This window comes from Desulfovibrio porci (genome assembly GCF_009696265.1).
Classification (GTDB): Bacteria; Desulfobacterota; Desulfovibrionia; order Desulfovibrionales; family Desulfovibrionaceae; genus Desulfovibrio; species Desulfovibrio porci.
Genome location: NZ_VUMH01000002.1, coordinates 394,543 through 420,922, shown reverse-complemented (window position 1 = coordinate 420,922; position 26,380 = coordinate 394,543). Strand labels below are relative to the sequence as shown.

28 protein-coding genes are annotated in these 26,380 nt (G+C 63.7%); 18 read left to right on the top strand and 10 right to left on the bottom strand.

What is annotated here, in order from left to right; genetic code table 11:
* Positions 1–182 precede the first annotated feature (182 nt).
* Complete coding sequence (locus FYJ44_RS03810; protein WP_154509289.1) at positions 183–1,838, bottom strand: lytic transglycosylase domain-containing protein; 1,656 nt, start codon at positions 1,836–1,838, stop codon at positions 183–185.
* A gap of 139 nt (positions 1,839–1,977) precedes the next feature.
* On the opposite strand from FYJ44_RS03810, the gene FYJ44_RS03805 reads away from it, so the two are divergent.
* A complete protein-coding gene (locus tag FYJ44_RS03805) occupies positions 1,978–2,769 on the top strand; it encodes a TrmH family RNA methyltransferase (protein ID WP_154509287.1) in 792 nt (263 codons plus the stop codon).
* Positions 2,770–3,173: 404 nt separating this feature from the next.
* A complete protein-coding gene (locus FYJ44_RS03800; protein ID WP_154509285.1) occupies positions 3,174–3,740 on the top strand; it encodes a GNAT family N-acetyltransferase in 567 nt (188 codons plus the stop codon).
* Positions 3,741–3,782: 42 nt separating this feature from the next.
* Here FYJ44_RS03800 and fliQ read toward each other — a convergent pair whose 3' ends face one another.
* The 8 genes from fliQ to FYJ44_RS03760 form a co-directional block, all read right to left on the bottom strand.
* Positions 3,783–4,052, bottom strand: a complete 270-nt coding sequence (fliQ, locus tag FYJ44_RS03795) for a flagellar biosynthesis protein FliQ (protein WP_022655313.1) — start codon at positions 4,050–4,052, stop codon at positions 3,783–3,785.
* 23 nt (positions 4,053–4,075) lie between these two features.
* Positions 4,076–4,873 carry a flagellar type III secretion system pore protein FliP gene (gene fliP / locus FYJ44_RS03790; RefSeq protein ID WP_288230219.1) on the bottom strand — a complete coding sequence of 266 codons (798 nt, stop codon included), beginning with the start codon at positions 4,871–4,873 and terminating at the stop codon, positions 4,076–4,078.
* On the bottom strand, positions 4,782–5,435 hold the full coding sequence (fliO, locus tag FYJ44_RS03785) for a flagellar biosynthetic protein FliO (protein WP_154509283.1): 654 nt from the start codon (positions 5,433–5,435) through the stop codon (positions 4,782–4,784). The genes fliP and fliO overlap by 92 nt, the downstream gene beginning before the upstream one ends.
* Positions 5,428–6,006: a flagellar motor switch protein FliN gene (fliN, locus tag FYJ44_RS03780; protein WP_154509281.1), complete on the bottom strand. Its 579-nt coding sequence runs from the start codon at positions 6,004–6,006 to the stop codon at positions 5,428–5,430. Before fliN ends, fliO begins: the two co-directional genes overlap by 8 nt.
* A gap of 83 nt (positions 6,007–6,089) precedes the next feature.
* Positions 6,090–6,746 carry a flagellar basal body-associated FliL family protein gene (locus FYJ44_RS03775; RefSeq protein WP_154509279.1) on the bottom strand — a complete coding sequence of 219 codons (657 nt, stop codon included), beginning with the start codon at positions 6,744–6,746 and terminating at the stop codon, positions 6,090–6,092.
* Positions 6,747–6,831: 85 nt separating this feature from the next.
* On the bottom strand, positions 6,832–7,551 hold the full coding sequence (locus tag FYJ44_RS03770) for a YggS family pyridoxal phosphate-dependent enzyme (protein ID WP_154509277.1): 720 nt from the start codon (positions 7,549–7,551) through the stop codon (positions 6,832–6,834).
* Between the two features lie 5 nt (positions 7,552–7,556).
* The gene (era, locus tag FYJ44_RS03765; RefSeq protein ID WP_154509275.1) at positions 7,557–8,480 is read right to left on the bottom strand and encodes a GTPase Era; all 924 of its coding nucleotides are present in this window, start codon (positions 8,478–8,480) and stop codon (positions 7,557–7,559) included.
* 193 nt (positions 8,481–8,673) lie between these two features.
* Positions 8,674–10,959, bottom strand: a complete 2,286-nt coding sequence (locus FYJ44_RS03760; RefSeq protein WP_154509273.1) for a diguanylate cyclase — start codon at positions 10,957–10,959, stop codon at positions 8,674–8,676.
* Between the two features lie 203 nt (positions 10,960–11,162).
* Between FYJ44_RS03760 and FYJ44_RS03755 the strand changes: the two genes are divergently transcribed.
* Positions 11,163–11,666 (top strand): VUT family protein, encoded by a 504-nt coding sequence (locus FYJ44_RS03755; protein ID WP_154509271.1) that lies wholly within the window; start codon positions 11,163–11,165, stop codon positions 11,664–11,666.
* 68 nt (positions 11,667–11,734) lie between these two features.
* Here FYJ44_RS03755 and tgt read toward each other — a convergent pair whose 3' ends face one another.
* Entirely contained in the window at positions 11,735–12,871 is a 1,137-nt protein-coding gene (tgt, locus tag FYJ44_RS03750) for a tRNA guanosine(34) transglycosylase Tgt (protein WP_154509269.1), read from the bottom strand.
* 373 nt (positions 12,872–13,244) lie between these two features.
* Here tgt and FYJ44_RS03745 point away from each other — a divergent pair, with 373 nt between their 5' ends.
* The 15 genes from FYJ44_RS03745 to cobJ all read left to right on the top strand — a co-directional run bounded on the left by FYJ44_RS03745 (position 13,245) and on the right by cobJ (position 26,303).
* Positions 13,245–14,066, top strand: coding sequence for a DUF1444 domain-containing protein (locus tag FYJ44_RS03745; protein ID WP_154509267.1), 822 nt, complete (start codon positions 13,245–13,247; stop codon positions 14,064–14,066).
* 106 nt (positions 14,067–14,172) lie between these two features.
* Positions 14,173–15,303: an alanine racemase gene (gene alr / locus FYJ44_RS03740; protein WP_154509265.1), complete on the top strand. Its 1,131-nt coding sequence runs from the start codon at positions 14,173–14,175 to the stop codon at positions 15,301–15,303.
* Positions 15,304–15,448: 145 nt separating this feature from the next.
* Entirely contained in the window at positions 15,449–16,360 is a 912-nt protein-coding gene (locus tag FYJ44_RS03735; RefSeq protein ID WP_154509263.1) for a hypothetical protein, read from the top strand.
* A gap of 131 nt (positions 16,361–16,491) precedes the next feature.
* A complete protein-coding gene (gene rpsF / locus FYJ44_RS03730; RefSeq protein ID WP_128718377.1) occupies positions 16,492–16,800 on the top strand; it encodes a 30S ribosomal protein S6 in 309 nt (102 codons plus the stop codon).
* Positions 16,801–17,064, top strand: a complete 264-nt coding sequence (gene rpsR / locus FYJ44_RS03725; RefSeq protein WP_008683560.1) for a 30S ribosomal protein S18 — start codon at positions 16,801–16,803, stop codon at positions 17,062–17,064.
* Positions 17,065–17,074: 10 nt separating this feature from the next.
* On the top strand, positions 17,075–17,599 hold the full coding sequence (rplI, locus tag FYJ44_RS03720; RefSeq protein ID WP_154509261.1) for a 50S ribosomal protein L9: 525 nt from the start codon (positions 17,075–17,077) through the stop codon (positions 17,597–17,599).
* A 28-nt stretch (positions 17,600–17,627) separates the two neighbouring features.
* A complete protein-coding gene (gene dnaB / locus FYJ44_RS03715) occupies positions 17,628–19,091 on the top strand; it encodes a replicative DNA helicase (protein WP_229772487.1) in 1,464 nt (487 codons plus the stop codon).
* 536 nt (positions 19,092–19,627) lie between these two features.
* Positions 19,628–19,894: an RNA-binding regulator gene (locus FYJ44_RS03710; protein ID WP_027719575.1), complete on the top strand. Its 267-nt coding sequence runs from the start codon at positions 19,628–19,630 to the stop codon at positions 19,892–19,894.
* Between the two features lie 91 nt (positions 19,895–19,985).
* Entirely contained in the window at positions 19,986–20,561 is a 576-nt protein-coding gene (locus tag FYJ44_RS03705) for a YbhB/YbcL family Raf kinase inhibitor-like protein (RefSeq protein WP_154509259.1), read from the top strand.
* A 17-nt stretch (positions 20,562–20,578) separates the two neighbouring features.
* Positions 20,579–21,733, top strand: coding sequence for an iron-containing alcohol dehydrogenase (locus tag FYJ44_RS03700; protein WP_154509257.1), 1,155 nt, complete (start codon positions 20,579–20,581; stop codon positions 21,731–21,733).
* 173 nt (positions 21,734–21,906) lie between these two features.
* Complete coding sequence (locus tag FYJ44_RS03695) at positions 21,907–22,461, top strand: hypothetical protein (protein WP_154509255.1); 555 nt, start codon at positions 21,907–21,909, stop codon at positions 22,459–22,461.
* Between the two features lie 100 nt (positions 22,462–22,561).
* A complete protein-coding gene (gene ahbB / locus FYJ44_RS03690; protein ID WP_154509253.1) occupies positions 22,562–23,041 on the top strand; it encodes a siroheme decarboxylase subunit beta in 480 nt (159 codons plus the stop codon).
* Positions 23,042–23,074: 33 nt separating this feature from the next.
* Positions 23,075–24,346 (top strand): glutamate-1-semialdehyde 2,1-aminomutase, encoded by a 1,272-nt coding sequence (hemL, locus tag FYJ44_RS03685; RefSeq protein WP_154509251.1) that lies wholly within the window; start codon positions 23,075–23,077, stop codon positions 24,344–24,346.
* A complete protein-coding gene (locus FYJ44_RS03680; protein ID WP_229772475.1) occupies positions 24,343–25,548 on the top strand; it encodes a cobalt-precorrin 5A hydrolase in 1,206 nt (401 codons plus the stop codon). The genes hemL and FYJ44_RS03680 overlap by 4 nt, the downstream gene beginning before the upstream one ends.
* Positions 25,545–26,303 (top strand): precorrin-3B C(17)-methyltransferase, encoded by a 759-nt coding sequence (gene cobJ, locus FYJ44_RS03675; protein WP_154509249.1) that lies wholly within the window; start codon positions 25,545–25,547, stop codon positions 26,301–26,303. Before FYJ44_RS03680 ends, cobJ begins: the two co-directional genes overlap by 4 nt.
* The last annotated feature ends 77 nt before the right edge of the window (positions 26,304–26,380 follow it).

Sequence of the window (26,380 nt, the reverse complement as noted above, 5' to 3'; positions counted from 1 at the left end):
AACGACTTTTTTTCGTTTCGCGAACATTTTTTTCGCTGCGGTCAAAAGTTGTTGTTCAGTCGCGGGAAGTGGAAGATATCCAGACGCCCTCTCCCTGTCAACGCCTTTTTGTAAAATTTTCCTCACTTCGTTGTCACATCCGCCCAAAAGCTACGAATGGCGCTGGCTGGCGGGCCGGAGCCCTAATCCAGGTTCACCACCAGGGTCGCCCCTGCACGCAGGCTTTTCTCATCCACATTATTCCAGCGCTTGAGATCGTCCACGCTGACATTGTGTTTGCGCGCGATATTCCAGAGGCTGTCTTTGGCCTGCACCGTATAGGTGGCTTTGCGCCCGGCCTTGCCCACGCGGCCGCTGGAGCCTCCGGCGGACGGCGCGGCGGCCACCGCCGCGCCCGGAATGCGCAGGATGCAGCCTGCGCGCACCTTGTTGGGATTGTCGATCTGATTGCAGTCCTGCAAATCCTTGAGGCTCACATTGTATTTGCGGGCCACGGCATAGAGGGTTTCGTCGGGCTGGAGCTTGTGACTGCCGCCGGCGGCCACCGCCGTTTCCCGTGCCGGGGCGCGGCTGTCGCCGGGTTTCAGACGCTCTTTTTTGCCCTGCCGCGTCTCTCTGGCAGTTCTGGACTCTTTGGGATCAAGCGCGGCCACGGCTGTGGCCGACATATTCACCGAGCGCGGCACCAGCACCATCTCCCCGGCGCTCAACCGGTCATTGCCGGGGTTGGCCGCTTTCAGCCGGGCCACGGGCACATTGCTGCGGCGGCTGATCTTGTCCCAGGAGTCCGCCGAGGTGGCCACCTTGGCCGGACGCCAGTCCGCATAGGCATTGGCCTGGGGCGAACGCAGAAAGGCCGTGGCCTCCCGCTCGTAACGCGCGGGCACATAGACGAAGGTCGTGCGCTCCGTGGAGGTGATGGGCCGTTTGTGGTGCTGATTATAAGCGCGGAACTCCTCCCAGCTCAGGCGGCAGGCGCTGGAAAAGGCCATCAGATCCGTGCCGGGCCGGGCCGTGAAGCGCAGCACGCCGGGGGCCTTGTCCGGCTGGATGGGCTCAAAGCCCAGTTGGGGCAGATTGCGCATGATCTTGGCCACGGCCAGGAAGCGGGGCACGTACTGTTTGGTTTCTTCCCGCAGTTGGGCCTTGTCGTCCAGCTTGTGGTTGCGGGCCTTGACCTCGAAGAAATCGCGGCCGCCGGTGCCCTGTTTGGCGCGGCTCATCTTGCCTTCACCGGCGTTGTAGGCCGCGATGGCCGTGGGCCAGTCGCCGAAGTCGCCGTAAAGCTTCTGAAGATAGTCGGCGGCGGCTTCCGTGGCCTTGTAAGGGTCCAGGCGCTCATCCATCCACCAGTCCTGGTTCAGGCCGTACTTCATGCCGGTGTAAGGCATGAACTGCCAGGCCCCGGCGGCGCCCGCCGGAGATTTGGCGTCGGCTTTGTAGCCGCTCTCCACAATGGCAAGGTAAGCCAGTTCGTCGGGCATGCCGCGCGAACGGAAGACTTTGCGGGCGTAAGCCAGATATTGCTCCGAGCGCTTGGAAAACACGCTCATGGTATTGCGGCCTTTGCGCAGAAAATATTTATATTGGCGGGCCACGTCCGGCATGGCTTCGTCGGGCACGTTCTTGTCGATCTGCCCGGTGGATTTGAGGGCCGCCAGTTCGGTCCGGGTCAGGGGCGAAGCGCTTTCGTCGTCCGGCAGCACAAAGGACGGGGTGGAGACCTCCGGCCCTTTTCCCTGGCGCGTGGCGCAGCCGCCCGCCAACAGCAGACAGAGCGCCGCGGCCAGCAGCCAGCAGGTTCCCGCCGCGCGAAAACGCAGTTTACAGTTTGCCATATATTCACTCCCGTTGCCGCCCGGCTTGCCTTCAGCCGGGAAGATGCGTACACAGGCCGGAACGCGCCGCGTCCGCGGCGTCCGACTCCAACTCTGACCGCCCGTCAGCGGCCATCAACATGTTCCGCCGGAGACGCCCATGAATGATCACTCCGACGACGCCCCGCTGTTGCCGGGGCTGAAACCCGTGCTGGAGCTGCTTGCCTCCGAGCCCCAGCGGGTGGACCTCGTCCTCTGCAAAAAGGGCCTGCGCGGCCCCGAAGCGCGCGAAGTGCAGAACCTCTGCCGCCGGAACGGCGTGCGCTTCAGCCTGGTGGAAGCGGCGGCTCTTGACCGCCTGTGCCGCGGCGCGCGTCAGGGGCGCGACGCCGTCGCCCACCAGGGGGTGGTGGCCCGCCTGGCCGTCACCGGCTTTTGCGGGCTGGAAGAATTGCTGGCCGCCGTGGCCGACGCGCCCCTGCCGCTGCTGCTGGCCCTGGACCAAGTGCAGGACCCCGGCAATGTGGGCACGCTCTGCCGCACGCTCTACGCCCTGGGCGGAGCGGGCCTGCTGCTGCCCCGGCACAACAGCGCCTATCTGGGACCTGGCGCCCGGCGCGCCGCCGCCGGAGCCTTGGAACATCTGCCCGTGGCCCAGGTGACCAATCTGGCCCGCGCCCTGGACAGCGCCGACGAAGCTGGCCTGACCATTTACGGCGCGGGCGGGGCCGAAGGCCCCAACAGCCTGGACGCCTTTACGGACCGGATGCGCCTGCCCGCCGTGCTGGTGCTCGGCAATGAGGACAAGGGCCTCCGCCCCGGCGTGGCCAAGCGTTGCGCGCATATGCTGCGCATTCCCCTGGCCCGCTCTTTTGATTCCCTGAATGTGGCTCAGGCCGGGGCCGTGCTGCTGGGCCTGGCCGCCGCGCATTCTCGCGGCCCTGTAGTGTAGTTCGGAAGAAATGCAAAGAACTATAGAGCTGGGGAGAAATTAGCTTGAAGCGTCTTTTTTTGGACCAATGCGAAGGATTATAAACAATAAAAAGGAGGACTGTACAGTGTCCTCCTTTTTATTTTATTCAATATAAAGTGTATATTGTTTTTAAATTTTATCTAGACATTATTTATAAGTATAATTTTACTTTTACCAAACGGCAATAAAGTGTCCGGCAACGGCGTTGTAGAGCAATTGAACTTTACAATTGCTCCGGCAGTTGGAAAGCAGACGCCCGCCATGAAGGCGTAAGCGTAATTTATTTGAGCTGTTAAGCGCCGAAGCGGATGTCTTCAAACGTTACGAATGTGCATTCTTGACGTTAATCCGCTCTAGACGCCGCCGGAACATCTGGAGGAAGCATGAGAATCAGACTCGCACGGCCTGAAGACAGCGCGGCCCTGCTGCGAATATACGCGCAGTATATCCACAGCCCCGTCACCTTTGAGTACGCCCTGCCCACGGAGCCGGAGTTCGCCGCACGCATCGGGCGGATATCAGAGACATATCCGTATCTGGTCTGCGAAGAGAATGGAGGGATATCCGGCTATGCCTATGCGCACAGGCAGGCGGAACGGGAAGCCTATCAATGGAACGCGGAATTGTCCGTCTATCTTGACGCCGCCGCGTCGCGGGGCAGGGGCACACGGCTGTACCGCATGCTGCTGGACATTCTGCCCCTGCAGGGCGTCAGAAGCGCCTACGCCCTGGTCACGCTGCCCAATGCCGCCAGCGAGCGCCTGCACGCCTCGCTGGGATTCCGGACCATGGGTGTCCAGAGCGAGGCGGGCTTCAAGGCCGGCGCGTGGCACGACGTGGCCTGGTTTGTGAAGGACATCGCCCCGCACGACGCCGCCCCCCGGCCCCTGTTGCCTGTCAGCCGGCTGGACGCTGACGTCTTGCGGCGGATTCTGGACACACGCGGGTAGCGTGTTTTTGCGGGGCGCGAAGAGCGCCGTCCGGCCCGGCGCTCAGCGCACGTAGGTGGGGATGTTGATGAAAACGTCGCGGGTAAAGGTGATCATCCGCTCCATGAGCCAGGGCAGAGCCAGCAGCAGGGCGATGAACATGCAGACCACCTTGGGGATGAAGGTCAGGGTCATCTCCTGAATCTGGGTGGCCGCCTGGATCACGCTGACCACCACGCCCACGCCCAGGCCCACGCCCAGCATGGGCAGGGCCATCATCAGACAGAGTTCAATGGCCTGGCGGCCGAAACCGATGACGAAATCCGGAGACATGGCGGCCCTCCTCGGGGCGGAAGTTACAGAAGAAAGCTGTTGACCAGCGAACCCACCAGCAGATTCCAGCCGTCCACCATGACGAAAAGCAGCAGCTTGAAAGGCATGGAGACCATCATGGGCGGCAGCATCATCATGCCCATGGCCAGCAGGACGCTGGATACGACCATATCCAGCACCAGAAAGGGAATGTAGATCAGAAAGCCGATGGTGAAGGCCGTCTTCAGTTCGCTGATCACGTAGGCCGCGGCCAGCAGCATGGTGGGCACTTCTTCCTTGTTCTTGGGCAGTTCCATCTGGGTGATGGCATAGAAGACCGAGAGGTCCTTCTCGCGGGTGTGCTTGAACATGAACGTCCGCAACGGAGCCTGGGCCCGGTCCAGAGCCACTTTGTAGTCGATCTGCTCGCTGAGGTAGGGTTGCAGGGCCTGGTCGTTGATCTGCCTGCCCACCGGCAGCATGATGACCACCGTCATGAAAATGGCGAGGCTGGCGAGGATCTGGGTGGGCGGCAGCTGTTGCACGCCCATGGCCTGACGCAGGAAGCTGAAGACAATGATGATGCGGGTGAAGCTGGTGACCGTGAGCATGATGGCCGGGGCCACGGAGAGCACGGTGAGCAGAAAGAGGATCTCCAGCAGCACCGAAACCTTCGCCGGTTCCGGCGCGCCGCCGGACAGCGTAAGCGACATGCTGGGCAGGCTGAGATCCTGCGCCGCGAACGCCAGCTCAGGCAGAAGGATCAGCAGGCTTGCCGCCAGCAGGCCCGCCGCGCCGGGCTTCCTCCATAATTTCGTGAAAATCTGCGTCATGCGGCTCATGATGGGCGTCTTCCTCCGTCAGAAGGGTGATCTGCTGGTCCGTAACCCCCAGCAGCAACCTTCTATTCAAGAAGCGTACCACCATAAGTCCTTTGCGCGGTCCCAGCGGCATCTGGGCCTCCATGACCAGCGCGCCGCGCGGCAGGGCCCCCGGGCGCGGCAGAAAATTGAATCGTCCGTAACGCCGCACCAGCCAGACCGCCAGCCAGAGCAGGGCCAGGAACAGAAAAAGAATGCCCACGGCCTGCATATAGCCGCCCCAGCTGAAAGAGGACTGGCCGAGCGTGGAGACGTGCCCGGCCGGAGCGGATGCGGCGGCCTGCGCGGCAAGGTCCGCGCCCCGGTCAACCGCGTGTTCCACGGCCTGGCCCATGATATGCCCGGCCTGTTCCAGACCGCGCAGCACATGCTCCCCGGCGAGGCGGACCGCGTCTTCCAACCCCGGCGTGCCGCCCCCGGATGGAGGCGGAACCGCCGCCGCGCCGTCCACCAGGCCGCGTACAGCCTGGCCCGAAAGGCCAGGGTCCGCTGCCGCGGCGGCCGAGGCGTACCGGCTAGCCAAGCTGCTTCACCCGTTCAATGGGGCTGATGATGTCGGTCAGACGCACGCCGAACTTCTCGTTGATGACCACGGCCTCGCCGCGCGCCACCAGTTTGCCGTTGACATAGACTTCCAGCGGTTCGCCGGCCAGTTTGTTCAGTTCCACCACCGACCCCTGGCCCAGCTGAAGCAGTTCATTAATGAGCAGGCGGGTACGGCCCAACTCCGCCGAAACGTCCAGCGGAATATCCAGAATGAAGTCCAGCTCACGCTTGAGCTTGTTGTCCTTGGGCTGGCGGGACATTTCAGTCATGTCCCTGAAATGGGCGTCCGTCGGGGTCTGGCCGAAGCCGCCCGCGCCCGCTCCGCCGAATGTGGAGGGCCCGCTTTTGTCCTCCTCGTCGTCGGCCAGGGCCTCGGCCCATTGCGCGGCCAGGGCCTCTTCGTCCACGGGCGAATGCTCGCCGCCGGCCCCGGCGTCAGCCGCGGCGGCCTCCGGCGCGCCGGCATCCCCGCCGGACGGGCTGTCTTCTTCTCCCTCAAGCTGTGCCGCCCACTGCGCGGCCAAGGCTTCCTGATCGTCCTGCGACATGACGCACCTCGTTGAAAACGCTGCTGCCGGAGCGCGCGCCCCGGTCCCGCCGAACTATTGACGTTGACACGCCTTGCGCGGGATTATTCCACTACAAAATCCGTAAAATAGACCCGGATCACGCGTTGCGCGCCCAGAATCTGATTGAGCCGCGCCGCCACTTCGGCCTTGAGCAGCACTTTGCCGTCGGGCGTGGAAATATCCGCATAGCTCTTGCCCGCCAGCAACATGATGACGGCGTCACGGATACGCGCGTTCTGGGCCTTGAGCTCTTCGGAAACGTCGGCGTTGACCTCCACTTCCATGCCCAGCTTGAGATAGCGCCGCCCGCCGGGGTCCGACAGATTGACCGTGATGGGCGGCAACGGCAGAACCTGACCGGCGCTGCGGGGCAGGTCGCTCTGGCGTTCGATGCGCGCCGCGCCGGGCGCGTTCCCACCCGCGCCGGAAACCGGAGCCGCCGGAACCGCGGGCTGGCCCGCGCTCGCGTTGGCGGGCGCGCCGGGCGCACTGGGCGCGGCAGGCGCGGGGGCTTCATTTTTGGCCGGAGCAGACGCGTGGGACGCGCTGCCCGGCGTGCGCAAAAACAGCCACCAGTACGCGCCGAGGCCCGCGCCGCTGAGAGTCATCAGCAGGATCGCCAAAAGAATGACGAGGCGCTTGATCCTGGATTTCTTTTTGGGTTTTTCGGCCTGCCCTTCCGGCAATGCCGTGGCTTCCCTGGTATCCTTGGCTGCCATACGCTCGAACTCCGAGAGATTGAAGGCCGGCCCCGCTACTCACGGCCGGGCCGATCTGAAAATATGCAGTCTTTATGCCAAGGCCTCAGACCTTGGGCGGACGCGGCCCGAAAATATCCGTGCCGATACGCACCATGGTGGCCCCTTCGGCCACAGCCGCCGCGAAATCCCCGCTCATGCCCATGGAAAGCTCCGGCAGGGGCAGGCCCAGACGGTCGCGCAATTCCTCGCGCAGAGCGGACAGACGCGCGAAATGGGGCCGCGCCGCCTCGCCCGCGTCAAAAACCGGCGGCAGACACATCAGGCCACGCAGTTCCAGATGCGGGCACTTCTCCAGTATATGATCGGCTAAAGAGGGCAGATCTTCAGCCATAAGACCGGATTTTTGCGGCTCGGCGGCCACGTTGACTTCCATGAGCACCGGCTGCCGGGCTTCCAGCACGGCCAGACGCCGCTCCAGGCCGTCGGCCAGCTTGTGCGAATCCAGGGTGTGGATCAGAGCGAAGGCCCCGGCCACCTGGGCGGCCTTGCGGCTCTGGACATGGCCGATCATATGCCAGCGCAGATTCCGGCAGGCGGATTCGCCCGCCAGGTCCTCGCGTTTCTGTAAGGCCTCCTGCACGTAGTTCTCACCAAAATCCAGCTGCCCGGCGCGGGCCACCTCGGCCACATCAACGGCCGGATGCAGCTTGGACACCGCGATCAGGGTCACGTCTTCCCGCTTGCGGCCCGCTGCCGCGCAGGCCGCATCCAGCCGCTCCAGAACGCGGGCATAACGCTCCCGCAGGGCTTCTTCCGTCGTCATCTCTGCTACTCCGCCATAAGGCCCAGGTCGCGCAGAAAGCCCGGATCTTCCGTCCAGTGCTCCCGCACCTTGACCCAGAGTTCCAGATGCACCTTGCCGCCCACCAGTTCCTGAATGTCCATGCGGGCCTCGCTGCCGATCTGCTTGATGGAGGCCCCCGCCCGCCCGATGACCATGGCCTTGTGCATGGGCCGGGCCACGTAAATCACGGCATGGATCACGGTCTGCCCGCGTGATTCGTCCTCTTCCCAGCTTTCCACGTCCACGGCCACGGCATAGGGCACTTCCTGGCGCAGATGCAGAAAGAGTTTTTCACGGATGATCTCGGCGGCCATGAAGCGCAGGGAGGCCGTGGAAATCTGGTCTTCCGGAAAGTGCGCCGGGCCCTCGGGCAGCTTGGAACGGATCAGGGCCTTCAGCTCCGGCAGGCCGTCCCTGCGCAGGGCCGAGGCCGGAAAAATGTCGGCCCTGGGCCACATTTCATGCAGCCGGGTGAGCAGGGGCAACATGCGGCTTTTGTCGCTGAACAGGTCCACCTTGTTGACCACGACGATCATGGGGCGCTCGTCGCTGGCCAGGGCTTCGGCCACCGGAGCCAGATCACGGTCCAGAAATTCCGGATGCCGGATGTAGAGGTGGGAGTCCAGAATGGGCATGATCACGTCGGCCTGGCCGAGGCTCTGCCAGACCGCCTGGATCATGGTCTTGCTCAGGCGGCCGCGCACCTGGGTCAGGCCCGGCGTGTCCATGAAGATGACCTGGGCCTCCTCGTCGGTGAGGATGCCCACGATCTGGTTGCGCGTGGTCTGCGGCTTGGGCGTGACGATGGTCACTTTCTGGCCCAGCAGGGCGTTCAGCAGGGTGGATTTTCCGGCATTGGGCGGGCCCATGAGCGCCACCCAGCCGCAATGGTAGGTCTGATCCGTCATATGTTCTCCCCGGCGACCGGCACGGGCCGCGCGGGGCCGCCGTTACTATCTGTCTGAAAAAAGCCGTCGCGCCGACGCGTTGCCCGACCGGCATGACATGAGGCGACCGCGGCGCGGACTGGCCCGCCGGGACGCCCCATATGCGTTTCCTCTCCCATATCCCACGGCCCGGGTCAAGGCCGGGGGCCGCTTCTCAGGCTCCGGCATGGACGGTGAAGCCGTTCTTGCCCCTCTTTTTGGTCTGGTACAGGGCGGCGTCGGCGTTTTTGTACAGGGCGGCGAAGTCCGTGCCGTCCTCCGGGGCCAGGGCGATGCCGATGCTGGCGGAAATGCTGAAATCCCCGGCATCGGACCTGAAGCTTTTGCGCAGGGCCGAACTCAGGGCGCGCGCTTTTTTCTCCACCCAGTCCCTGTCGGGCGCGAGCAGAAAGGCCGCAAATTCGTCGCCGCCGATGCGGCCCACAATATCTTTTTCCCTGAACTGCCTTTTCAGTTCAGCGGAGAACTCGCGCAGCACCATGTCGCCCACGGCATGCCCGAAATCGTCGTTGACCAGCTTGAAGTTGTCGACGTCCAGAATAAAGAAAGCGTAGCGGCAGTCTCCGGCCGCTCCGGAGGTCAGGGCTTCGCCGATGAGGTTTTCGGTGACCGTTTTGTTGTATAAACCGGTCAGCGGGTCCAGCCGGGCCTGCGCGGAAAGCAGGCTTTCCCGGCTTTTCTCCGCGTCGATATTCTGGCGGAAGGAGAAAATCCGCACGGAATTGTCCTCGGCCCAGAAAAACACGCGGGCCGTGATGCGCAGCCAGTAGTAACGCACGCCGTCTGTGGAAAGCATGACCTCGCAGACCAGGCTGTCCGTGCCACGGGCATAGGCCTGAAGCACCCTGTCCGGCAAAAAGGCGTCGAGATAGCGCTGCCGGTATTCGTCCTTGATCTGCTTTTCGGCCACACAACGCAGAAAACGGTCATAGGCGGCGTCGCCGGGCAGGCCGAGAGTTTCAAAATAGGCGCGGGTTTCCTCATTGCCCGCGCAATTGTGGGTCATGTCCATCTCGTAGATGTCTTCATACAGGCCCTTGGCGGCCTCCATGACCATCCGCTGGTACTGGTACATTTTCCAGTGCCGCTTTTCCGCGTCGATATTCTGGCGGTAGACGATCAGCCGCACGGACCGGTCCTGGGGCAGAACAAAGATGCGGGCCATGATCCGCAGCCAGTAATAGCTCTTGCCGTCCCCGGAGATCATGAAGTCGTAGCTCAGGCTCCGCACGCCCTTCTGATAGGCTTCCAGGACTTTTTCCGGAGAAAAGGCGTCCAGATAGCCCTGGCGGTCTTCCGTCCTGATCTGCGTGGCCGCGATATGCCGCAGGGCCTCGTCCACGGGCGTGTCGCCGGGAATGCCCAGGCGCTCGAAATAATGCCTGGTTTCCTCGCTGGCCGCCCGGTTGCGGGTGATGTCCAGCTCATAGATGTTTTCGTACAGGCCCTTGGTGGCCTCGGTAATCAGGCGCTGGTATTCCAGAATCCGCTCCATGTCTTTCTGCCGGAGCCGGGCGTTACGGCTCCGGCTGTACGCGATGAAAAAACCGATCAGCAGCGCCAGCCCGCAGCTCGCGCCCATAATGGAGACTTTGTAGGCTTTCAGAAAGTCGGCCCAGCTGATGACGTCCACGTAGCGCTCCAGCCACTTTTCGACCAGAGCCTCCTTGGTGCCGTTCACGGCCAGTTCCACGAGGGCGGCGTCCACCCGCTCCAGAAGCGCGCGGTTGCCGCCCCTGACGCCGATGCAGAGGTAATTGTTGGGCAGAACCACCGCCGCCTGGATATGTTCCGCGCCCAGTTGAACCAGTTCCCTGCGGCCCACGGAATACCGGGAAACGGCATAGTCGTTTTCACCCCGGATCACCGAAGCGAAAACATCGTGGTACGAATCGTACAGCGTGATTCCCCGCGCGAAACCATAGGGTTTGAGGATAGTGTCGTAACTGGCGCTGCCCCGCAGCACCGCGATACGCTTGCCGTGCAGGCCGCTCATGCCGTCCAGCGGCGCTGTGCCGAAGGCGATGAAGGGATCGTTGTGCAAGGGAACGGACAGTTCAAAGGCCGGCATGTTTTCCGGCACACGCTCCAGGCCGGTGAGCAGATCGGCCCGGCCGCTGAGAACGGCGTTGCGGGCGTCGTTCCAGGGCATCAGCCGCACGTCCGCATTCACGCCCATTTTGTCGGCCAGAGCGTAGATCAGCTCCACATCAAAGCCCGCAGGTTTCCCGTTGCCGTCAAAAAAGGAATAGGGCTGGTAGTCGTAATCCATGGCGACCACCAGCGTTTTTTCATAGATATTGCCGGGCGTGAAGGTCATCCGCGGCATGTTGCCGAAGCGCGGCGGAGAGGAAAAGAAAAGCGCCAGACATGCGGCCAGAAACACGACAAAACCCGCGGACCAGCCGTATTTTCCCAAGACCGCGTTGAATTTTTTCAAGGCAGTGGCCTTTGCCGCTACGGCGCGGTTATCCCGGAACCCGTTTCCCGCCGCGCTCGACGGCGGCGCGGTTACGAAGAAGAACAACCGCCCCTGCGGCGGAAATACTGTCTGATTTATATTTCCTAGCAGGTACGTCCGCTCTTGTCCACACGCGCCGTACGCTCTTGACGGCGCGCGGTCCAACGCATAATCTGCGCGGCATGTTTTCGCTGTTCACTTACATAGCTCTGATCGTGGGCGTCAATTACGCATTCGCCGTGACGCCGCTCGTCGAACTGCCCAACGGCGACCTCTGGCCGCCGGTTTCTCTCATCGTGGGCTTTGTTTTTGTGGTCCGCGACTTCGCCCAGCGCCGCGTGGGCCATCATATTCTCTGGGCCATGCTGGCGGGTTGCGTGGTGAGCTGGTATATGGCCTCGCCCCAGCTGGCCGTGGCCAGCGCGGCGGCCTTCGCCGTGGGCGAACTGGGCGACTGGGCGCTGTTCACCTTTACGCGCAAGCCCTTTTCCCAACGCATTCTGATCTCCAGCCTGCTGGGCGCGCCCTTGGACAGCCTGGTCTTTCTGCTGCTCATCGGCCTGGCCACGCCCTGGTCCATCGGTATCATGAGCCTTTCCAAGCTGGCCGGTTCCTTCCTGGTCTTTTTCCTGGTGCGCCGCCGCGAACGCCGCGAGGCCGCCGGCATGACGGCCCAGAACGTCTGACGACGCCGGAATTTCCACAATGAAAAAAGCCGCCCGAAGGCGGCTTTTTTCGTGTCCGACGGAAGGACTCACACCCCGGCGGCCAGGGCCGCCTCCTCGGGGTACAGGGATTCCACATGGGCCAGAAAAGCCGCATAGCGGTTTTCCAGCACAGCCCGCCGGGCCTCGCGCGCCAGGCGCAGAAAATAGGTCAGGTTGTGCAGGGAATTGAGCCGGAAAGAGAGCAGTTCCTTGCTCACATAGAGGTGGCGCAGATAGGCCCGTGAAAAGGTCCGGCAGGTGTAGCAGTCGCAGTCCGGGTCCAGGGGGCTGTCGTCCTCGGCGTATTCCTTCCGCTTGATGTTCACCTTGCCCAGCGATGTGTAGAGCGTGCCGTTGCGGGCGTTGCGCGTGGGCAGCACGCAGTCGAACATGTCCACGCCCGCATGGATGCCGTGGGCGATGTCCAGGGGCGTGCCCACGCCCATCAGGTAGCGCGGCTTGTCCGTCGGCAGCAACGGGGCCGTGTGGTAGAGCAGATCGTACATTTCGGCCTTGCCCTCGCCCACGGACAGACCGCCGATGGCGAAACCGTCACAATCCAGGGCGCAGATCTCTTCCACCGAACGGCGGCGCAGATCCTTGAAAAAGCCGCCCTGGGTGATGCCGAAAAGCAGATTGTGCCCCGCGCCCGACGGCCAGGCGGCGCGCGCCCGCGCGGCCCAGCGTGTGGTCAGGGCCAGGGAGCGCTCCGTATAGGCGTAGTCCGCGCCGTAAGGCACGCATTCGTCCAGCACCATCATGATGTCGGAATTAAGATTGCGCTGGATGGCAATGACCTTTTCCGGAGTGAACAAATGACGCGAGCCGTCCAGATGCGAACGGAACTCCACCCCTTCCTCGCGGATTTTGCGTAACGAACTCAGGCTGAAGACCTGAAAGCCGCCGCTGTCCGTGAGCACGGCCCCCGGCCAGGAGGCGAAGCCGTGCAGGCCGCCGTGGCGGGCCACCAGTTCGTCGCCGGGCCGCAGGTACAGGTGGTAGGTATTGCCCAGAATAATGGGCGCGCCGATGGCCGCCAGATCGTCCGGAGCAATGGCCTTGACCGAGCCCACCGTGCCCACGGGCATGAAGATGGGCGTGGGGATGACGCCGTGGGCCGTGCGCAGCAGCCCGGCGCGGGCCGCGCCGTCCGTGTGTTGTAATGTAAAAACAGGTTCAGACATGCCGCGCAGCCTATCCGCAAGCGCGCCGCGTGACAAGGCCCGCCCGGCAAGAGGGAGTGCTTTTCTCCACCTCCCGCCGCCCTCATGCCGCCGCACACTTTTTCTTGTGCCCAGGCGGCAGTGCTGCTATCTTTCATCTCTAGAATTTGTCTAGGCTCAGCCCTCATTACACCGCCGACCGCGAAAAGCTGACTTTTTCAGGCAGCAAAGCGCAAAGCAGAAACCGGCCTTGCGGCATGTCCGGGACATCTTCGCCCATTTTATACTCCCCGCCGCCGGGGAAAATGCAACATACCCGGGCAGCCTATTGGAGTCGGCCCTGAATTGGCGTTTTTTGAATCAGGCAGTCATTCTTTAACCAAGAGAAACCGGCATGAGCGAATTCAGCCAGATCGGCGACAAGATCCTGAACGAGACTCTGGCGCTTTTTCAAACGCGGGGCATCACGGTGAGCGAGACGCGCCCCGAAAGCGGCGAGTTGGTGGTTCAAAACGCCGAGGGCCAAACCGCGCTGATCAGCCTTATTCACTTGGTGGAGCATTATTACGAAACACGCGACGAAAATGCGGTCAATCATTTCGTGAACACCATCGTGGCCTCTCTGGCTTCCCATGATTCAATCGCGTGGAAAAGCGCCCGCGAGAGCATCTATTATTCCCTGCACCCCGCATTTACAAAATGTGATCCGCCTTTCGCCAGGGAGGTGACGGGCTACTGTTTGCGCCATTACATTCTGGATACGCCCGGCAGCAATATCTGGATCACGCAGGCCATGCTCGACGAGTGGGGCGTGAACGAGGATGAGGTTAACCGACGGGCCATGGAGAACGGCGACCGGCTGCTGGCGAAAACGGAACTGGAGATCGACAGAGTCGAGGGCTGCGCGCTGGGTTCTTTTCTTGTCAGCGACGCATCGCTCAAGGCGGCCCTGCTGCTGGCCCCATCCTTCAAAGCCTGGGCAAGCCCGCATTTCGGCTGGCCACTGTATGCCGTCATGCCCAACAAGAACCTGTGCAGCTTTTTTAAAAAGTCTGATTATCCGGCGCTCAAAGATTTTATCAGCCGTTTTGTGGCCACGTATTACAAGGATTTACGGCCTGTTTCGCCCGAACTGCTGGAGTTCGGCGATCAGGGCGTGAACGGCGTGTGCTCATGGATGGAGAGAAACGGCTATCTCATAACATTTGATGAGTAAAGACATTTTGCCAGACGAACCGGTTTCAGCATGACCAGAACAAAGCCTATTGCCGGAAACCCGCTTTCACGGCCCGCGACCGGCGTCGCTGTTTTACGGAGCATCTATGAGCGCTTATACCGTCACGCCGTCACGTTGCCATATTGATCTCGCCGCCCTGCGGCGCAATTTCTCCCGTCTGGGCGATCCCGCCTCCATCATGCCGGTCATCAAATCCGACGCCTACGGCCACGGCCTGTTGCCCGTGGCCCGCGCCCTGGATCAGGCCGGAGCCCGGCGCTTCGCCGTGGGCACGGTGAGCGAGGGCGCGGCCCTGCGCGAGGCCGGGCTGGGCCAGGGCATCGTGCCGCTGTTGGGGGCCGTCAGCCCGGAAGACTGGCAGGCCGCCGTGGCCCTGGACCTGACCCCCCTGCTGGCGGACTTTGAGGATATTGAAAAAGCGGCGGCCTGCTGTCCGGCGGACCGCCCCCTGCGCGTGGCCGTCAAGTGCGAAACCGGCATGAGCCGCCTGGGCTTTTCCGCCGAGGATCTGCCCGCGCTTCTGGAAAGTCTGCGCCGCTTTCCCCGGATTACGCCCGTGCTGGCGCTTTCGCACCTCTCCTGCGCCGATATGCCGGAAGAGGACGCCTATACCCAGGCCCAGATCGAACACTTCGCCGCCATGTGCGCCGTCCTGCGCGAGGCTTTTCCCGGCATCGCGCGCTCGCTGGGCAATTCCCCGGCGGCCCTGGGCCTGCCCGCAACCCGCTACGAGGCCTGCCGCCCCGGCCTGGCCCTGTACGGCGGCAATTCCTTTGCCAACACCGCCAGGGAAGCTCTGGGCGCGGACCTGGAATGGGTCATGAGCGTCAGCGCTCCGGTCCTGCGGGTTCGGCGGCTCAGGGCCGGGCAGAGCGTTTCCTACGGGCGCAGCTTCACCGCGCCCCGCGACACCACCGTGGCCGTGGTGGCCGCCGGTTACGCCACAGGCTTTGCCCGAGGCCTCTCCAACCGCATTGACCTGCTGATCAACGGCCGCCGCGTCCCGCAGGTGGGCCGGGTCTGCATGGGCATGGTCATGGCGGACGTCTCCGCCCTGCCGGACGTGCGGACCGGGGACACAGCCTGGATTCTGGGCGGCCCCGCCGCGCCGGGCCAGCGTCCGGTCACCGCGCAGGAAATGGCCGACGAGCTGGGCACCATTCCCTACGAAATCCTCTGCCTGATGGGCAGCACCAATCCGCGCGTCTATCTCTGAGCCGCCATTGCCGACGGGTTGTAAAAAAGCGCGCGCCATTTGACAAGGGCGCGGCCAATTCATATTGTCTCTCACGGCGGGTCGTGCGACCATAGCGGCATTGCCGGGCCTGATTATGTCCGCCGTATGCAAGAGGAAGAGTGCAATGCCCATATGGGACTCAATCAAAAATATTTTTACGACCGCCGCACCCCATCGCCAGCCGCGTCCGTACACCGTCATCAATGCCGCGTTCAAGCACGACGCCGGGGTCAGTCTTTTTTTCGTGGACCGCCAGCGACAACTGGAAAATGTCATCTGCTACATCAAGGCGGTCAAAAAAAACCGCATTCTTCTCAGATCCCGTAAAAATTTCCTGCCCGACATTCTCAACAACGAAAAATGCAGCATCTATTTCAAGCTGCCTTATGATGTGATCGTCAATGATCTCAAGTTGCCGCCGTCCACGGCCCGCTACGGTTTTTTGTGCAAAAGCCGGATCATCAGCAACGCCATCAACAAGGAAACCAAAGCCTGCGAAATCCAGATCTGCATGCCGCTCCAGTATATCCAGCGGGAACTGCGCAAACACGAGCGCGTCTATCCCGGTTCCGGCATGATCAAGGCGGCCGGGCTCTGGTTGCCCTTCAGCCGGCTGCCCGAGAACCAGTTCCAGTTCGGCACCCCGGACTATACCTACCGCGAAGGCTGCCCGTCCCAGCTGCGCCTGATCAACATTTCCGCCGGCGGCGCCAGGGTGCAGCTGGACAAGATTGAATTCCTCGAAGAATTCAACAACATGGACGGCAAAGAGCTCATGCTGCTGGTTTCCCTGTACAAAAGCAGCAATAAGCACTTAAGCGCGCTGACGGTCTGCAAATGCGTGGAAAGCGCCTACAGCATCATTCTGCGCCGCCTGACCCTGCGCCTCCAGTTCATAAAGCTCTGGGAAGCCAGCGACGAAATCGCGCCCCCCGGCTGGAAGCCGGTGGGCAAGGACGGCGTGGCCGCTATTCTGGACTGGGTCAACAATGACTACGGCATCCTGGTGGAAAAGAACGGCGAGCAGACGGCCTGAGCCGATCTTTTGCCGCGCCGCCACTGAGCGCGGCGTTCTTCGGGCTTGACACCCCGTCCTCCCCTCTGTATACAGCTTCTTCCTTGCTCGCGCCGGAGCGCGCGGGCTGCCAATCCAAAAGGAGAACAACAATGCGGAAATTCGAAACCCTGCTGCTCCTGTCGCCGGAGCTTTCCGCCGAAAACCGCGAGGGCATTCTCAACGCTCTTGTGACGGTTATCGAGCGCGAAGGGGGCGTCATGACGGAAGTGGATCACTGGGGTATGCGTGATCTGGCCTATCCCGTGCACAAGCTGATGCGCGGCTATTACGTGCGCCTGGTGTACGACGCCCCGGCCGCCCTGGTGGCCGAGCTGGAACGTAATATCCGGATCACCGACGGCATCTTCAAGTTCGTGACCGTCAAGCTGGCCGACGAAGTGGCCGGGGAGGTTGCCTAAATGGCCTTCAAGAAGAAATTTGCCCCGCGCCGCAAGTTCTGCCGCTTCTGCGCCGACAAGGAACTGCCCCTGAACTACAAGCGTCCCGACATCCTGCGCGACTTCATCACCGAGCGCGGCAAGATCATCGCCCGGCGCATCACGGGCACCTGCGCCCATCACCAGCGCCTGCTGACCCGCGAAATCAAACGCGCCCGCCAGATGGCTCTGCTCATTTACACCGCCACGCACGACTCCGTCGTCAAGAAAAAGAGCATGATCTAAGGGGGCGCATATGAAACTGATACTTCGCGCCGATGTGGAAAATCTCGGCACCCTTGGCGAGGTGGTCAACGTCAAGCCCGGTTACGGCCGCAACTTTCTGTTGCCGCAGGGCCTGGCTATGGTGGCCAGTGAAGCCAACCTGAAAGTTTTTGAACAGGAACGCAAAAAACTCCAGGCCCGTATGGACGCCCTGCGCGCCGACGCCCAGAGCGTACAGGCCCGCCTGGAAGCCCTGGAAGTCGTCATTCCCATGCATGTGGGCGAAAACGACAAACTTTACGGCTCGGTGACCTCCACCATCATCGGCGACGCCCTCGCCGCTCTGGGTGTGGACGTGGACCGCCGCCGCATCCTGATGGACGCGCCCATCCGCACACTGGGCGAACACCCGGTGCGTATCCGCCTGCACGCCAGCGTCATCGCGGTGGTGCCGGTGAAGGTGATTTCCGATCACCAGCCCGAGGAAGAGGAAGTCATCGTGGAAGCGGCGGTCGAAGCCCAGGTTGAAGAAACCCAGGCCGAGGCCGCCCAGTAGGCGCAACGTGGCTTCTCCCCATGACAGCATGACCGCCCCCGGCCGCGAGGCCGGGGGCGGCTCGTCTTCCAGAACGGGCGGCAGGGGTTCTCAACCCGGCGCGGCCGCCCGCGCGGCGGAAGCCGATCTGCTGCGCCGCGTGCCGCCGCACAGCGCCGAGGCCGAGCAGGCCGTGCTGGGCGGCGTGCTGATGCGGCCCCAGCTCATGCACAGCATTGTGGACATGCTGACCGAGAACGATTTTTACCTGCCCGCCCACACCATCATCTTCCGCGCCTTTCTGGAACTCTACCGCAAATCCGCCCCCATCGATCTCATTTCCACGGCCGAGCATCTCAAGAGCCGCAATGAGATGGAGGACGCGGGCGGCGCGGTTTATCTGGCCGATCTGGCCCAGGCCGTGGTTTCCGGGGCCAATGCTGAATATTACGCCACCATCGTGCGCGACAAGGCCCTGCAACGCGGGCTCATCGAAGTCTGTTCCGGCATCATCGGCAACTGTTACGACGCCTCGCGCGAAGTGGCCGCCCTGCTGGACGAATCCGAGCAGGCGGTTTTTTCCATATCCCAGCGCACCTCAAGCCGCGACTTTACGCCGACCAAGGATCTGCTGGACAAAGTTTTTGAAAATCTCTCCAAGCTGGCCGACTCCAAGGACGTGATCACCGGCGTGACCACGGGCTACACCCGTCTGGACAAGCTCACCGCCGGGCTTCAGCCTTCGGATCTGATCATCGTGGCCGCGCGTCCCAGTATGGGCAAGACGGCTTTTTCGCTCTGCATGGCGCTCAACGCGGCCGTGCGCCAGAACGTGCCGGTGGCGGTCTTCTCCCTGGAAATGAGCAAGGAACAGCTCATGCAGCGCATGCTGGCCGTCTGGGGGAAGGTGGATCTCTCCAAACTACGGCGGCCCTCCCTGCTCAGCGACGACGACTGGCAGCGCCTGTACACTGCCGCCGACGTGGTGGCCCGCGCGCCCATCTTCATTGACGACACCCCGGCCCTGACCACGCTGGAACTGCGCGCCCGCGCCCGCCGCCTCAAGGCTGAAAAAGGTCTGGGCCTGGTGGTGGTGGACTATCTTCAGCTCATGCGCACCAGCCGCCGTACGGATTCGCGCGAACTGGAAATTTCGGACATCTCCCGCTCGCTCAAAGGCCTGGCCAAGGAAATGTACGTGCCGGTGGTGGCCCTTTCCCAGCTCAACCGCAAGGTGGAGGAACGCGGGGACAAGCGCCCCATGCTCTCGGACCTGCGCGAATCCGGGGCCATTGAGCAGGATGCGGACGTGATCATGTTCGTCTACCGTGACGACGTCTACAAGTTCCAGAAGCCCTCCGAGCGCCCCCCCCAGGGCGTGGCCGAAATCATCATCGGCAAACAGCGCAACGGCCCGGTGGGCATGGCCGAGCTCATGTATATCTCACCCTACACCTCTTTCGAAGACATCGCGCCGGACTGGTCGCCGCCGCCCTCGGAGAGTCAGAGCTGATCCGCGCAGACTGTTCCGGTATTGTCAGGCCTGCCGTTGCCGTTTGACGACGAGGCATCCTCAGCCTTCAGCCGCAGCATCCTTTGCGCGATTGCTGAAGCGCGTCCGCGCGGCGCCGCTTTTCCGGCTGAAGCCCGGCGGGCGCGCCCGGTTCCCCGGACAGAAAAAACGTTGAGCCTGTGTCGAAACATACAAATTGAGCAATCAACCACTATATTGACACTGTGATACGCCTTACCGATTATCTTGCAGTTCTGTAACATGCCCCAGCGCGATGCTTGGCTTTCTTTTTTAGACTTTTCCTCAATTTTTCTCCAGCGTTCCGTGAAATTCCGCGCGAAGGCCCGTGCGACAAGGCATGACGGACGGACAACGGGCTGAATGTACCCCGCAAAAACATCCAATCATAACTTTTTTATGCAGTTTCGTTGACAAGCAGCGCAAAGCATGCTTTTGTCCTCACAAGGGCCGCGTACCGGCGATACGTTTTGTCGGAAGGATGCGCGGGAAGATTGTTTTTTTTGAGAGGGTGTTTCATGTCCAAGTCCATTTATGTCGGAAACCTTCCCTGGTCGGCTAACGAAGAACAGGTTCAGGATCTTTTTGCCGAATACGGCAGCGTCCTGTCCGTGAAACTCATCAGCGACAGGGAAACCGGCCGCGCCCGCGGGTTCGGTTTTGTGGAAATGGAGGACGGCGAAGCCGATGCCGCCATTGAAGCTCTGGACAACTTCAGCTTTGGCGGCCGCACCTTGCGCGTCAACGAAGCTAAACCCAGGGCGCCGCGTCAGCCCCGTTACTAGGGCATTCCGACGGGTCTCCCAAACGCCCCGGCAGGTCCGTCCGCCGGGGCGTTTCTGTTTTCCGCCCACGACTTCAGCCCCTGGAGTTCGCATGCGCAGACTGCTCTTTGCCGCCCCGTTCCTTCTGGCCCTGTGCGCGCTGACCGCCGGTCAGGCCCGCGCCGCCGGCGACTTCCGCCTGACCAGCCCGCAAATCTCCGATGGAGCCTTTCTCGGGCAGGAGCAGGTCTTCAACGGTTTCGGCTGCACGGGTAAAAACGTCTCCCCGGCCCTGAACTGGAGCAATCCGCCCAAGGGCGCCAAAAGCTTCGCGCTCACGGTCTATGATCCGGACGCGCCCACAGGCAGCGGCTGGTGGCACTGGGTCGTCTTCGACATCCCGGCCGCGTCCCGTTCCCTGCCGCTTCAGGCCGCGGCCGCGGGCAGGCTGCCCAGGGGAACCGTGGAATCGCTCACCGATTTCGGCGCGCCCGGCTACGGCGGGGCCTGCCCGCCTCCCGGCGACAAGCCCCACCGCTATATTTTCACACTCTACGCCCTGGCGACGCCGCGTCTCGACATGGACGCCACGGCCATGCCGGCCCAGGTGGGCTTCGCGCTTCACGCCCTGGAGCTTGAGGGCAAGGTGCTGGGCAAGGCCACGCTGACAGCCCGCTACGGCAGATAATTCCGACGGAGAAAGCAATGCATGCCTGGAATTTCCGGACGCCCGTCCTGATCGCCTTCGGCGAGGGCAAGGCCGCGCGCATCGGCGCATTGGTCAAAGGCCGGACTTCCGGCAAGGTTCTGCTGGTCACAGGTCCGGTTCTGCTGCGCACCGGCGTGGTGGAGCCGGTGCTGCAATCCCTGCGAAAGGCGGGCGTGCCCTTTGCGCTTTACGCCGAAACCAGCGGGGAACCCACCAGCCGACATGCGGACGAAGCCCTGGCCCTGTTCCGCCGCGAGGACTGCGCAGCCCTGGTGGCCTGCGGGGGCGGCGGCCCCATGGATCTGGCCAAGGCCGTGAGCCTGCTGCACGCCAACAACGGCAACCCGAGGGACTACGCCCGCAAGGACGCGTCCCCCAGGCCCGGACCGCCGATCTTCGCCCTGCCCACCACCGCCGGTTCGGGCAGTGAAGTTTCCGGCAACACGATCATCATTGACGCGGCTAGTCAGGAAAAACTGCTCATCGGCTCCCCGACGCTGGTGCCGGAAGCCGCGATCCTCGACCCGCTGCTGACCCTCAGCATGCCGCCGTCGCTCACGGCGGCCACCGGTATGGACGCCCTGACCCACGCCATTGAGTCCCGCGTGTCCCGCAAGGCCACGGAAATGACCATTCCACTGTCCCTGCGGGCCGCCGCGCGGCTGGTCCGCTTTCTGCCCCTGGCCTGGGAGCGGCCCGACGACGCCGAAGCCAGGCGCGAATGCCTGCTGGGCGCGCTGGAGGCGGGACTGGCCTTTGCCAACAGCTCCGTGGCTCTGGTCCACGGCATGGCCCGGCCTCTGGGCGCAAAATTCGGCGTGCCGCACGGCCTGAGCAACGCCATGCTGTTGAAAACGGTTACGGCCTTTTCCCTCTCCGGCGATCCTCACGGCTATGCCCAGCTGGCGCGAGCCATGGGTGGAGATGCGGCGGGCTGCGACGACATGGCCGCCGCGCTCCTGCCGCCCCTGCTGGATGATCTTGCGGCACGGCTGAAAATTCCGCGTCTGCGTGAACGCGTCGGCAGGGAGGAGCTGGACGCGCAGTGCGAGACCATGGTGCGTGAGGCCCTGGCCAGTGGCAGCCCGGCCAACAATCCCCGCGAAGCTGGTCCCGAAGACATCGCCCGGCTGTATCGGGAAGCCTGGTAAGCCGCCCCGCGCGGAAGCGCCGGACGCGGCTTTTCTTTGGCGGGCCGCCTTGCCGTGCGGCGCAAATTCTGCCATGATGCCCGTATTGACGCTGCCGCCCCGCCGGGGAAAGCTCTTCCCGCCGGGAAATTGCCTGAGTGTCCGGCGTCACATATCTTTTTGAGGAGGCAAGCATGCTCAACCCCAATCAATGTGTTCTCTACAGCGGCGGCGCTGCCGGAACGGAACAGTTTTTTGGCTCCCTGGCGGAAAGCTGGGGCATTGAGGAAGTGAACTACAGCTTTGAAGGCCACCCGATTGAGCGGAACCGCGGCGTGCGCGTGCTCACCTCTGAGGAACTGGCCCTCAAGGACGTCAGCCTGACCTACGTTTCCAAACTGATGAACCGCGAGTACACCCGCGCGCCCATTTTCCGCAAGGTGCTGCAATCCATCTGCTGGCAGGTCAGCAGCGGCGAGCAGATCATCGTGGTGGGCGCCATCCAGCCCGACGACACGGTCAAGGGCGGCACGGGCTGGGGAGCGGAATTCGCCAAGATCTGCAACAAGCCCCTGCTGGTCTTCGACCAGCCGCGCGGCACCTGGTTCAGCTGGCAGAAAGACAGCTGGAACGAGGTGGAAAAGCCGGTTATCGAGCACGCCCACTTCGCCGCCACGGGCACGCGCTTTCTGGAGGACAACGGCCGCATCGCCATTCAGGATCTTTTCGCCCGCTCCTTCAAACGGTAGCGGCGCATCCGCTGATCAGGCACAGTGTTTTTCCGGCCGTGTCCGCCGCCTTGTCCGGCGGGCGCGGCCGCGTCATTTCCACCCCAGCCGGAGACCGCCCATGAGTCACCAGTTCAGCGAAGCCGAACGCGCCGTCCTGCGCATCGTCCAGGCCGATCTGCCGGACACGCTCACCCCCTATGCCGACATGGCCCGCGAGGCGGGCATCAGCGAAGCCGAAGTGCTGGAACTGCTGACCCGCCTGAAAGCCTCCGGCGCCATCCGCCGCTTCGGCGCCAGCATCAAGCATCAGAAAACCGGCTGGACGCACAACGCCATGGTGGCCTGGAAGGCGGACGAGGCGGCGGTGGACGCCTGCGGGCGCATCGCCGCCGAACACGACCATATTTCCCACGTCTACTACCGCCCCAGCTCCGCGCCGGACTGGCCGTACACCCTCTACACCATGGTGCACGGCCGCAGCGAAGCGGAATGCCTCGGCGTGGTGGACGATCTGCTGCGCTCCTGGCCGCTCAAAGAGTACGCCATCCTGCGCAGCCTCAAGGAACTGAAAAAAATTTCCATGACCTATTTCGCCTGACGCCCGCCGCCAGAGCCGCAAGGAGAGACATATATGGACGACCTTTCCCGCCAGTTGTTTGAAAAAGCCTGCGCGCTGATCCCCGGCGGGGTCAACAGCCCGGTGCGGGCCTGCCATAATGTGGACAGCCTGCCCCTGTTCATCGCCGAAGCCCACGGCTGCCGCCTCACGGACGTGGACGGCCGGGAATACATCGACTTCGTGCTGTCCTGGGGGCCCATGATCCTGGGCCATGACGAGGCTTCGGTGACCGCGGCCCTGCGCGAGGCGGCCGGGCGCGGCACCAGCTACGGCGCGCCCTGCCCGGACGAGGTGGCTCTGGCCGCCGAAGTGGTGGCGGCCATGCCCGGCCTGGAAATGGTGCGCATGGTCAATTCCGGCACCGAGGCCACCATGAGCGCCCTGCGCCTGGCGCGCGGCGTGACCAAACGCCACAAGCTGCTCAAATTCATCGGCTGCTATCACGGCCATGCCGATCCCTTCCTGGCCGCCGCCGGTTCCGGCGTGGCCACCTTCTCCCTCCCCGGCACGCCCGGCGTGCCCCCGGCGGTGGTGGCCGACACCCTTCTGGCTCCCTACAATGACCTGGACGCGGTCAAGGAATGCTTCGCCAGACACGGCGCGGACATCGCTGCCGTTATTGTGGAGCCCGTGGCCGCCAACATGGGTCTGGTCCTCCCCAAGCCCGGCTTTCTGGAAGGGCTGCGCGCCCTGGCCGACCAGTACGGCAGCCTGCTGATTTTCGACGAGGTGATCACCGGCTTCCGCGCGGCCTTCGGCGGCGCTCAGGCCCGCTTCAACATTGATCCGGACCTGACCACCTTCGGCAAGATCATCGGCGGCGGCCTGCCTGTGGGCGCGTTCGGCGGCAAGCGCCGCTTCATGGAGCACGTTGCTCCGCAGGGCGAGGTCTACCAGGCGGGCACCCTGTCCGGCAATCCGCTGGCCATGGCCGCCGGTCTGGCCACCCTGCGCCGGCTGAAGACCCTGGACTACGACGCCCTGGAAGCCCGCACCCGCGCCTTTGCCGAAGCCCTGCGCGACATTCTGCGGGCCAAGGGCGTGCCGGTGCAGATGCCCACCCTGGCCTCCATGTTCTGCCCCTTCTTCAGCGAGGAGCCGGTGACCGATTTTGTCCAGGCCCAGGCCTGCGATCAGAAGCTTTTCACCAGCTTTTACAAGCAGATGCGTGCTCAGGGCATCTACCTGGCCCCCTCGGGCTTCGAGACGGGCATGGTTTCTTTCGCCCACAGCGACGAGGACTTCAACCGCGCGCTGGATGCGGCCCGCAAGGTGCTTTTTTGAGCCAAAGGTCATCGGAAGCGGGGACCGTCTGCTGTGTTGACGCAGAGGCGGTCCCCGCTCTGCTTTGCCATGCCTTGAGCCGGGACGCCCTGCCCCTGGCCCGGCGGCTGGCCGCACGGCTGCCCGCGGCCCCCTGGTGCGCGCCTGACGGCCGCAACGTGGCGACCTGCCGGATCAGCGCCCCGGCCCGCCTGGCCGAGGCGGACATCTGTCCCTTTGACGATCTGGCCGCCTTTCTGGCCCGGGAATACCGCCGCCACACGGCGCACGTTTTTGTAGGCGCTACGGGCATTGCCGTGCGCGTGCTGGCTCCCCTGCTGCGGCACAAAAGCCAGGACCCTCCCGTCGTGGTGCTGGACCCGGCCGGGCGCTTCGTCATCAGCCTGCTTTCCGGCCATTGGGGCGGGGGCAATGCTCTGGCCCGGCATCTGGCCGTTCTGTTGCAGGCCACGCCGGTGATTACCACGGCCTCGGACCAGACTGCCGAACAGGACAGGGTACAGGCGGCAATCGCGCCGGCGGCCCTGGATCTGCTGATCCGGGACGCGGGCCTGCGCATTCTGGACTGGGAGCGCCTGCCGCAGGCTCAGGCCGCCCTGCTGGAGGGCCGGCCCCTGCGGCTCTGGGATCCCTGCCGGGCTCTGCCCGCCGCCCTGCCGCCGCGCTTCGAGCGCCTGCCCGAAGACTGGAACCATGAGGACGACGCGCGTGAAACTTTGCCGCTGCTGGCCGCCCATTGGCGGCATCTGCCCCCGTCTCCCGGCCTGCTGCGCCTGGCCGTGCCCCGGCTCTACGCGGGCCTGGGCTGCCGCCGGGGCATCCCCAAAGACGCGGCCCTGGCCGCACTGACGGAACTGTGCGGCGCGCATGATCTGGAATTGCAGGCCGTGGCGTCCCTGGCCACGGTCACGGAAAAAGCGGACGAACCCGCCCTGCGCGCGACGGCGGCCCGGCTGCGCATTCCCCTGCGGACCTTTCCGGCCGGGGAGCTGGCCCGTTGCGCCACGCCCAATCCTTCCGAAGCCGCCGGACGGCGTTTCAACCAGCCGCCGTTCAGCGTCTGTGAAGCCTCGGCCCTGCTGGCCGCGCGGGCGGACGGGCACAGCGCCGGCCTGCTCCTGCCCAAAACCGCAATTCAGAGCTGCCTGACCATAGCCGTGGCCCTGGCCGTTCCCGTAACCCCAACCCCGCAAACAGCATGAACAACGCGCCTCTTTACGTGGTGGGCCTGGGACCGGGCGACGCCCGCTGTCTCACGCCCCAGGCCCGCGCGGCCCTGGACCGGGCCCAATGCATCGCCGGGTATCAGCTCTATCTGGACCTGACGCCGCCGGAACTGCTGCGCGGCAAAACCGTCATCAGCACCGGCATGCGCCATGAGGAAGAACGCTGCGCCGCCGCCGTGGACGCGGCTCTGGCCGGACGACCCACGGCCCTGGTCTGCTCCGGCGACCCCGGCGTTTACGCCCTGGCCGGGCTGGCTCTGGAAACTCTGGAGGCGCGCGACCTGCTTGACCGCGTCCCCCTGAACGTGGTGCCCGGCGTGCCCGCGGTCTGCGCGGCGGCGGCTTTGCTGGGCGCGCCCCTGACTCACGATTTCGCCTGTATCAGTCTGAGCGATCTGCTCACCCCCTGGGAAACCATTCAGCGGCGGCTCAGCGCGGCGCTGGAAGCGGATTTCGTCTGCGTCATCTACAACCCGCGCTCCAAGGGACGGCCGTACCAGTTGGGACAGGCCTTGGCCGAGGCCCGGCGCTTCCGTCGGCCCGGCTGCCCGGTGGGGCTGGTGCGCAAGGCCTTCCGGCCCGGCCAGGAAGTGTCCGTGCATGCGCTGGCCGACTTTGACGAAAGCCGGGTGGACATGCTCTCCCTGCTGATCATCGGCAACAGCGAAAGCCGCGCGCTCGGCCCCTACCTGCTGACCCCGCGCGGCTACGCCAACAAGAAGCGTTCCTGATCCGCGACGGCGTGTTGAAAACGGTTTTCAGCGCGCCCCATTGACACGGTATGCCCGGCGACGTAAGCTCCGTTCAA

Excerpts from the sequence above, each read along its gene's own strand:
- FYJ44_RS03810 (WP_154509289.1), bottom strand. The coding sequence starts at position 1,838 with ATGGCAAACTGTAAACTGCGTTTTCGCGCGGCGGGAACCTGCTGGCTG.
- FYJ44_RS03805 (WP_154509287.1), top strand. The coding sequence starts at position 1,978 with ATGAATGATCACTCCGACGACGCCCCGCTGTTGCCGGGGCTGAAACCC.
- FYJ44_RS03800 (WP_154509285.1), top strand. The coding sequence starts at position 3,174 with ATGAGAATCAGACTCGCACGGCCTGAAGACAGCGCGGCCCTGCTGCGA.
- fliQ (WP_022655313.1), bottom strand. The coding sequence starts at position 4,052 with ATGTCTCCGGATTTCGTCATCGGTTTCGGCCGCCAGGCCATTGAACTC.
- fliP (WP_288230219.1), bottom strand. The coding sequence starts at position 4,873 with ATGAGCCGCATGACGCAGATTTTCACGAAATTATGGAGGAAGCCCGGC.
- fliN (WP_154509281.1), bottom strand. The coding sequence starts at position 6,006 with ATGTCGCAGGACGATCAGGAAGCCTTGGCCGCGCAGTGGGCGGCACAG.
- FYJ44_RS03775 (WP_154509279.1), bottom strand. The coding sequence starts at position 6,746 with ATGGCAGCCAAGGATACCAGGGAAGCCACGGCATTGCCGGAAGGGCAG.
- FYJ44_RS03770 (WP_154509277.1), bottom strand. The coding sequence starts at position 7,551 with ATGACGACGGAAGAAGCCCTGCGGGAGCGTTATGCCCGCGTTCTGGAG.
- era (WP_154509275.1), bottom strand. The coding sequence starts at position 8,480 with ATGACGGATCAGACCTACCATTGCGGCTGGGTGGCGCTCATGGGCCCG.
- FYJ44_RS03755 (WP_154509271.1), top strand. The coding sequence starts at position 11,163 with ATGTTTTCGCTGTTCACTTACATAGCTCTGATCGTGGGCGTCAATTAC.
- tgt (WP_154509269.1), bottom strand. The coding sequence starts at position 12,871 with ATGTCTGAACCTGTTTTTACATTACAACACACGGACGGCGCGGCCCGC.
- FYJ44_RS03745 (WP_154509267.1), top strand. The coding sequence starts at position 13,245 with ATGAGCGAATTCAGCCAGATCGGCGACAAGATCCTGAACGAGACTCTG.
- alr (WP_154509265.1), top strand. The coding sequence starts at position 14,173 with ATGAGCGCTTATACCGTCACGCCGTCACGTTGCCATATTGATCTCGCC.
- FYJ44_RS03735 (WP_154509263.1), top strand. The coding sequence starts at position 15,449 with ATGCCCATATGGGACTCAATCAAAAATATTTTTACGACCGCCGCACCC.
- rpsF (WP_128718377.1), top strand. The coding sequence starts at position 16,492 with ATGCGGAAATTCGAAACCCTGCTGCTCCTGTCGCCGGAGCTTTCCGCC.
- rpsR (WP_008683560.1), top strand. The coding sequence starts at position 16,801 with ATGGCCTTCAAGAAGAAATTTGCCCCGCGCCGCAAGTTCTGCCGCTTC.
- rplI (WP_154509261.1), top strand. The coding sequence starts at position 17,075 with ATGAAACTGATACTTCGCGCCGATGTGGAAAATCTCGGCACCCTTGGC.
- dnaB (WP_229772487.1), top strand. The coding sequence starts at position 17,628 with ATGACCGCCCCCGGCCGCGAGGCCGGGGGCGGCTCGTCTTCCAGAACG.
- FYJ44_RS03710 (WP_027719575.1), top strand. The coding sequence starts at position 19,628 with ATGTCCAAGTCCATTTATGTCGGAAACCTTCCCTGGTCGGCTAACGAA.
- FYJ44_RS03705 (WP_154509259.1), top strand. The coding sequence starts at position 19,986 with ATGCGCAGACTGCTCTTTGCCGCCCCGTTCCTTCTGGCCCTGTGCGCG.
- FYJ44_RS03700 (WP_154509257.1), top strand. The coding sequence starts at position 20,579 with ATGCATGCCTGGAATTTCCGGACGCCCGTCCTGATCGCCTTCGGCGAG.
- FYJ44_RS03695 (WP_154509255.1), top strand. The coding sequence starts at position 21,907 with ATGCTCAACCCCAATCAATGTGTTCTCTACAGCGGCGGCGCTGCCGGA.
- ahbB (WP_154509253.1), top strand. The coding sequence starts at position 22,562 with ATGAGTCACCAGTTCAGCGAAGCCGAACGCGCCGTCCTGCGCATCGTC.
- hemL (WP_154509251.1), top strand. The coding sequence starts at position 23,075 with ATGGACGACCTTTCCCGCCAGTTGTTTGAAAAAGCCTGCGCGCTGATC.
- cobJ (WP_154509249.1), top strand. The coding sequence starts at position 25,545 with ATGAACAACGCGCCTCTTTACGTGGTGGGCCTGGGACCGGGCGACGCC.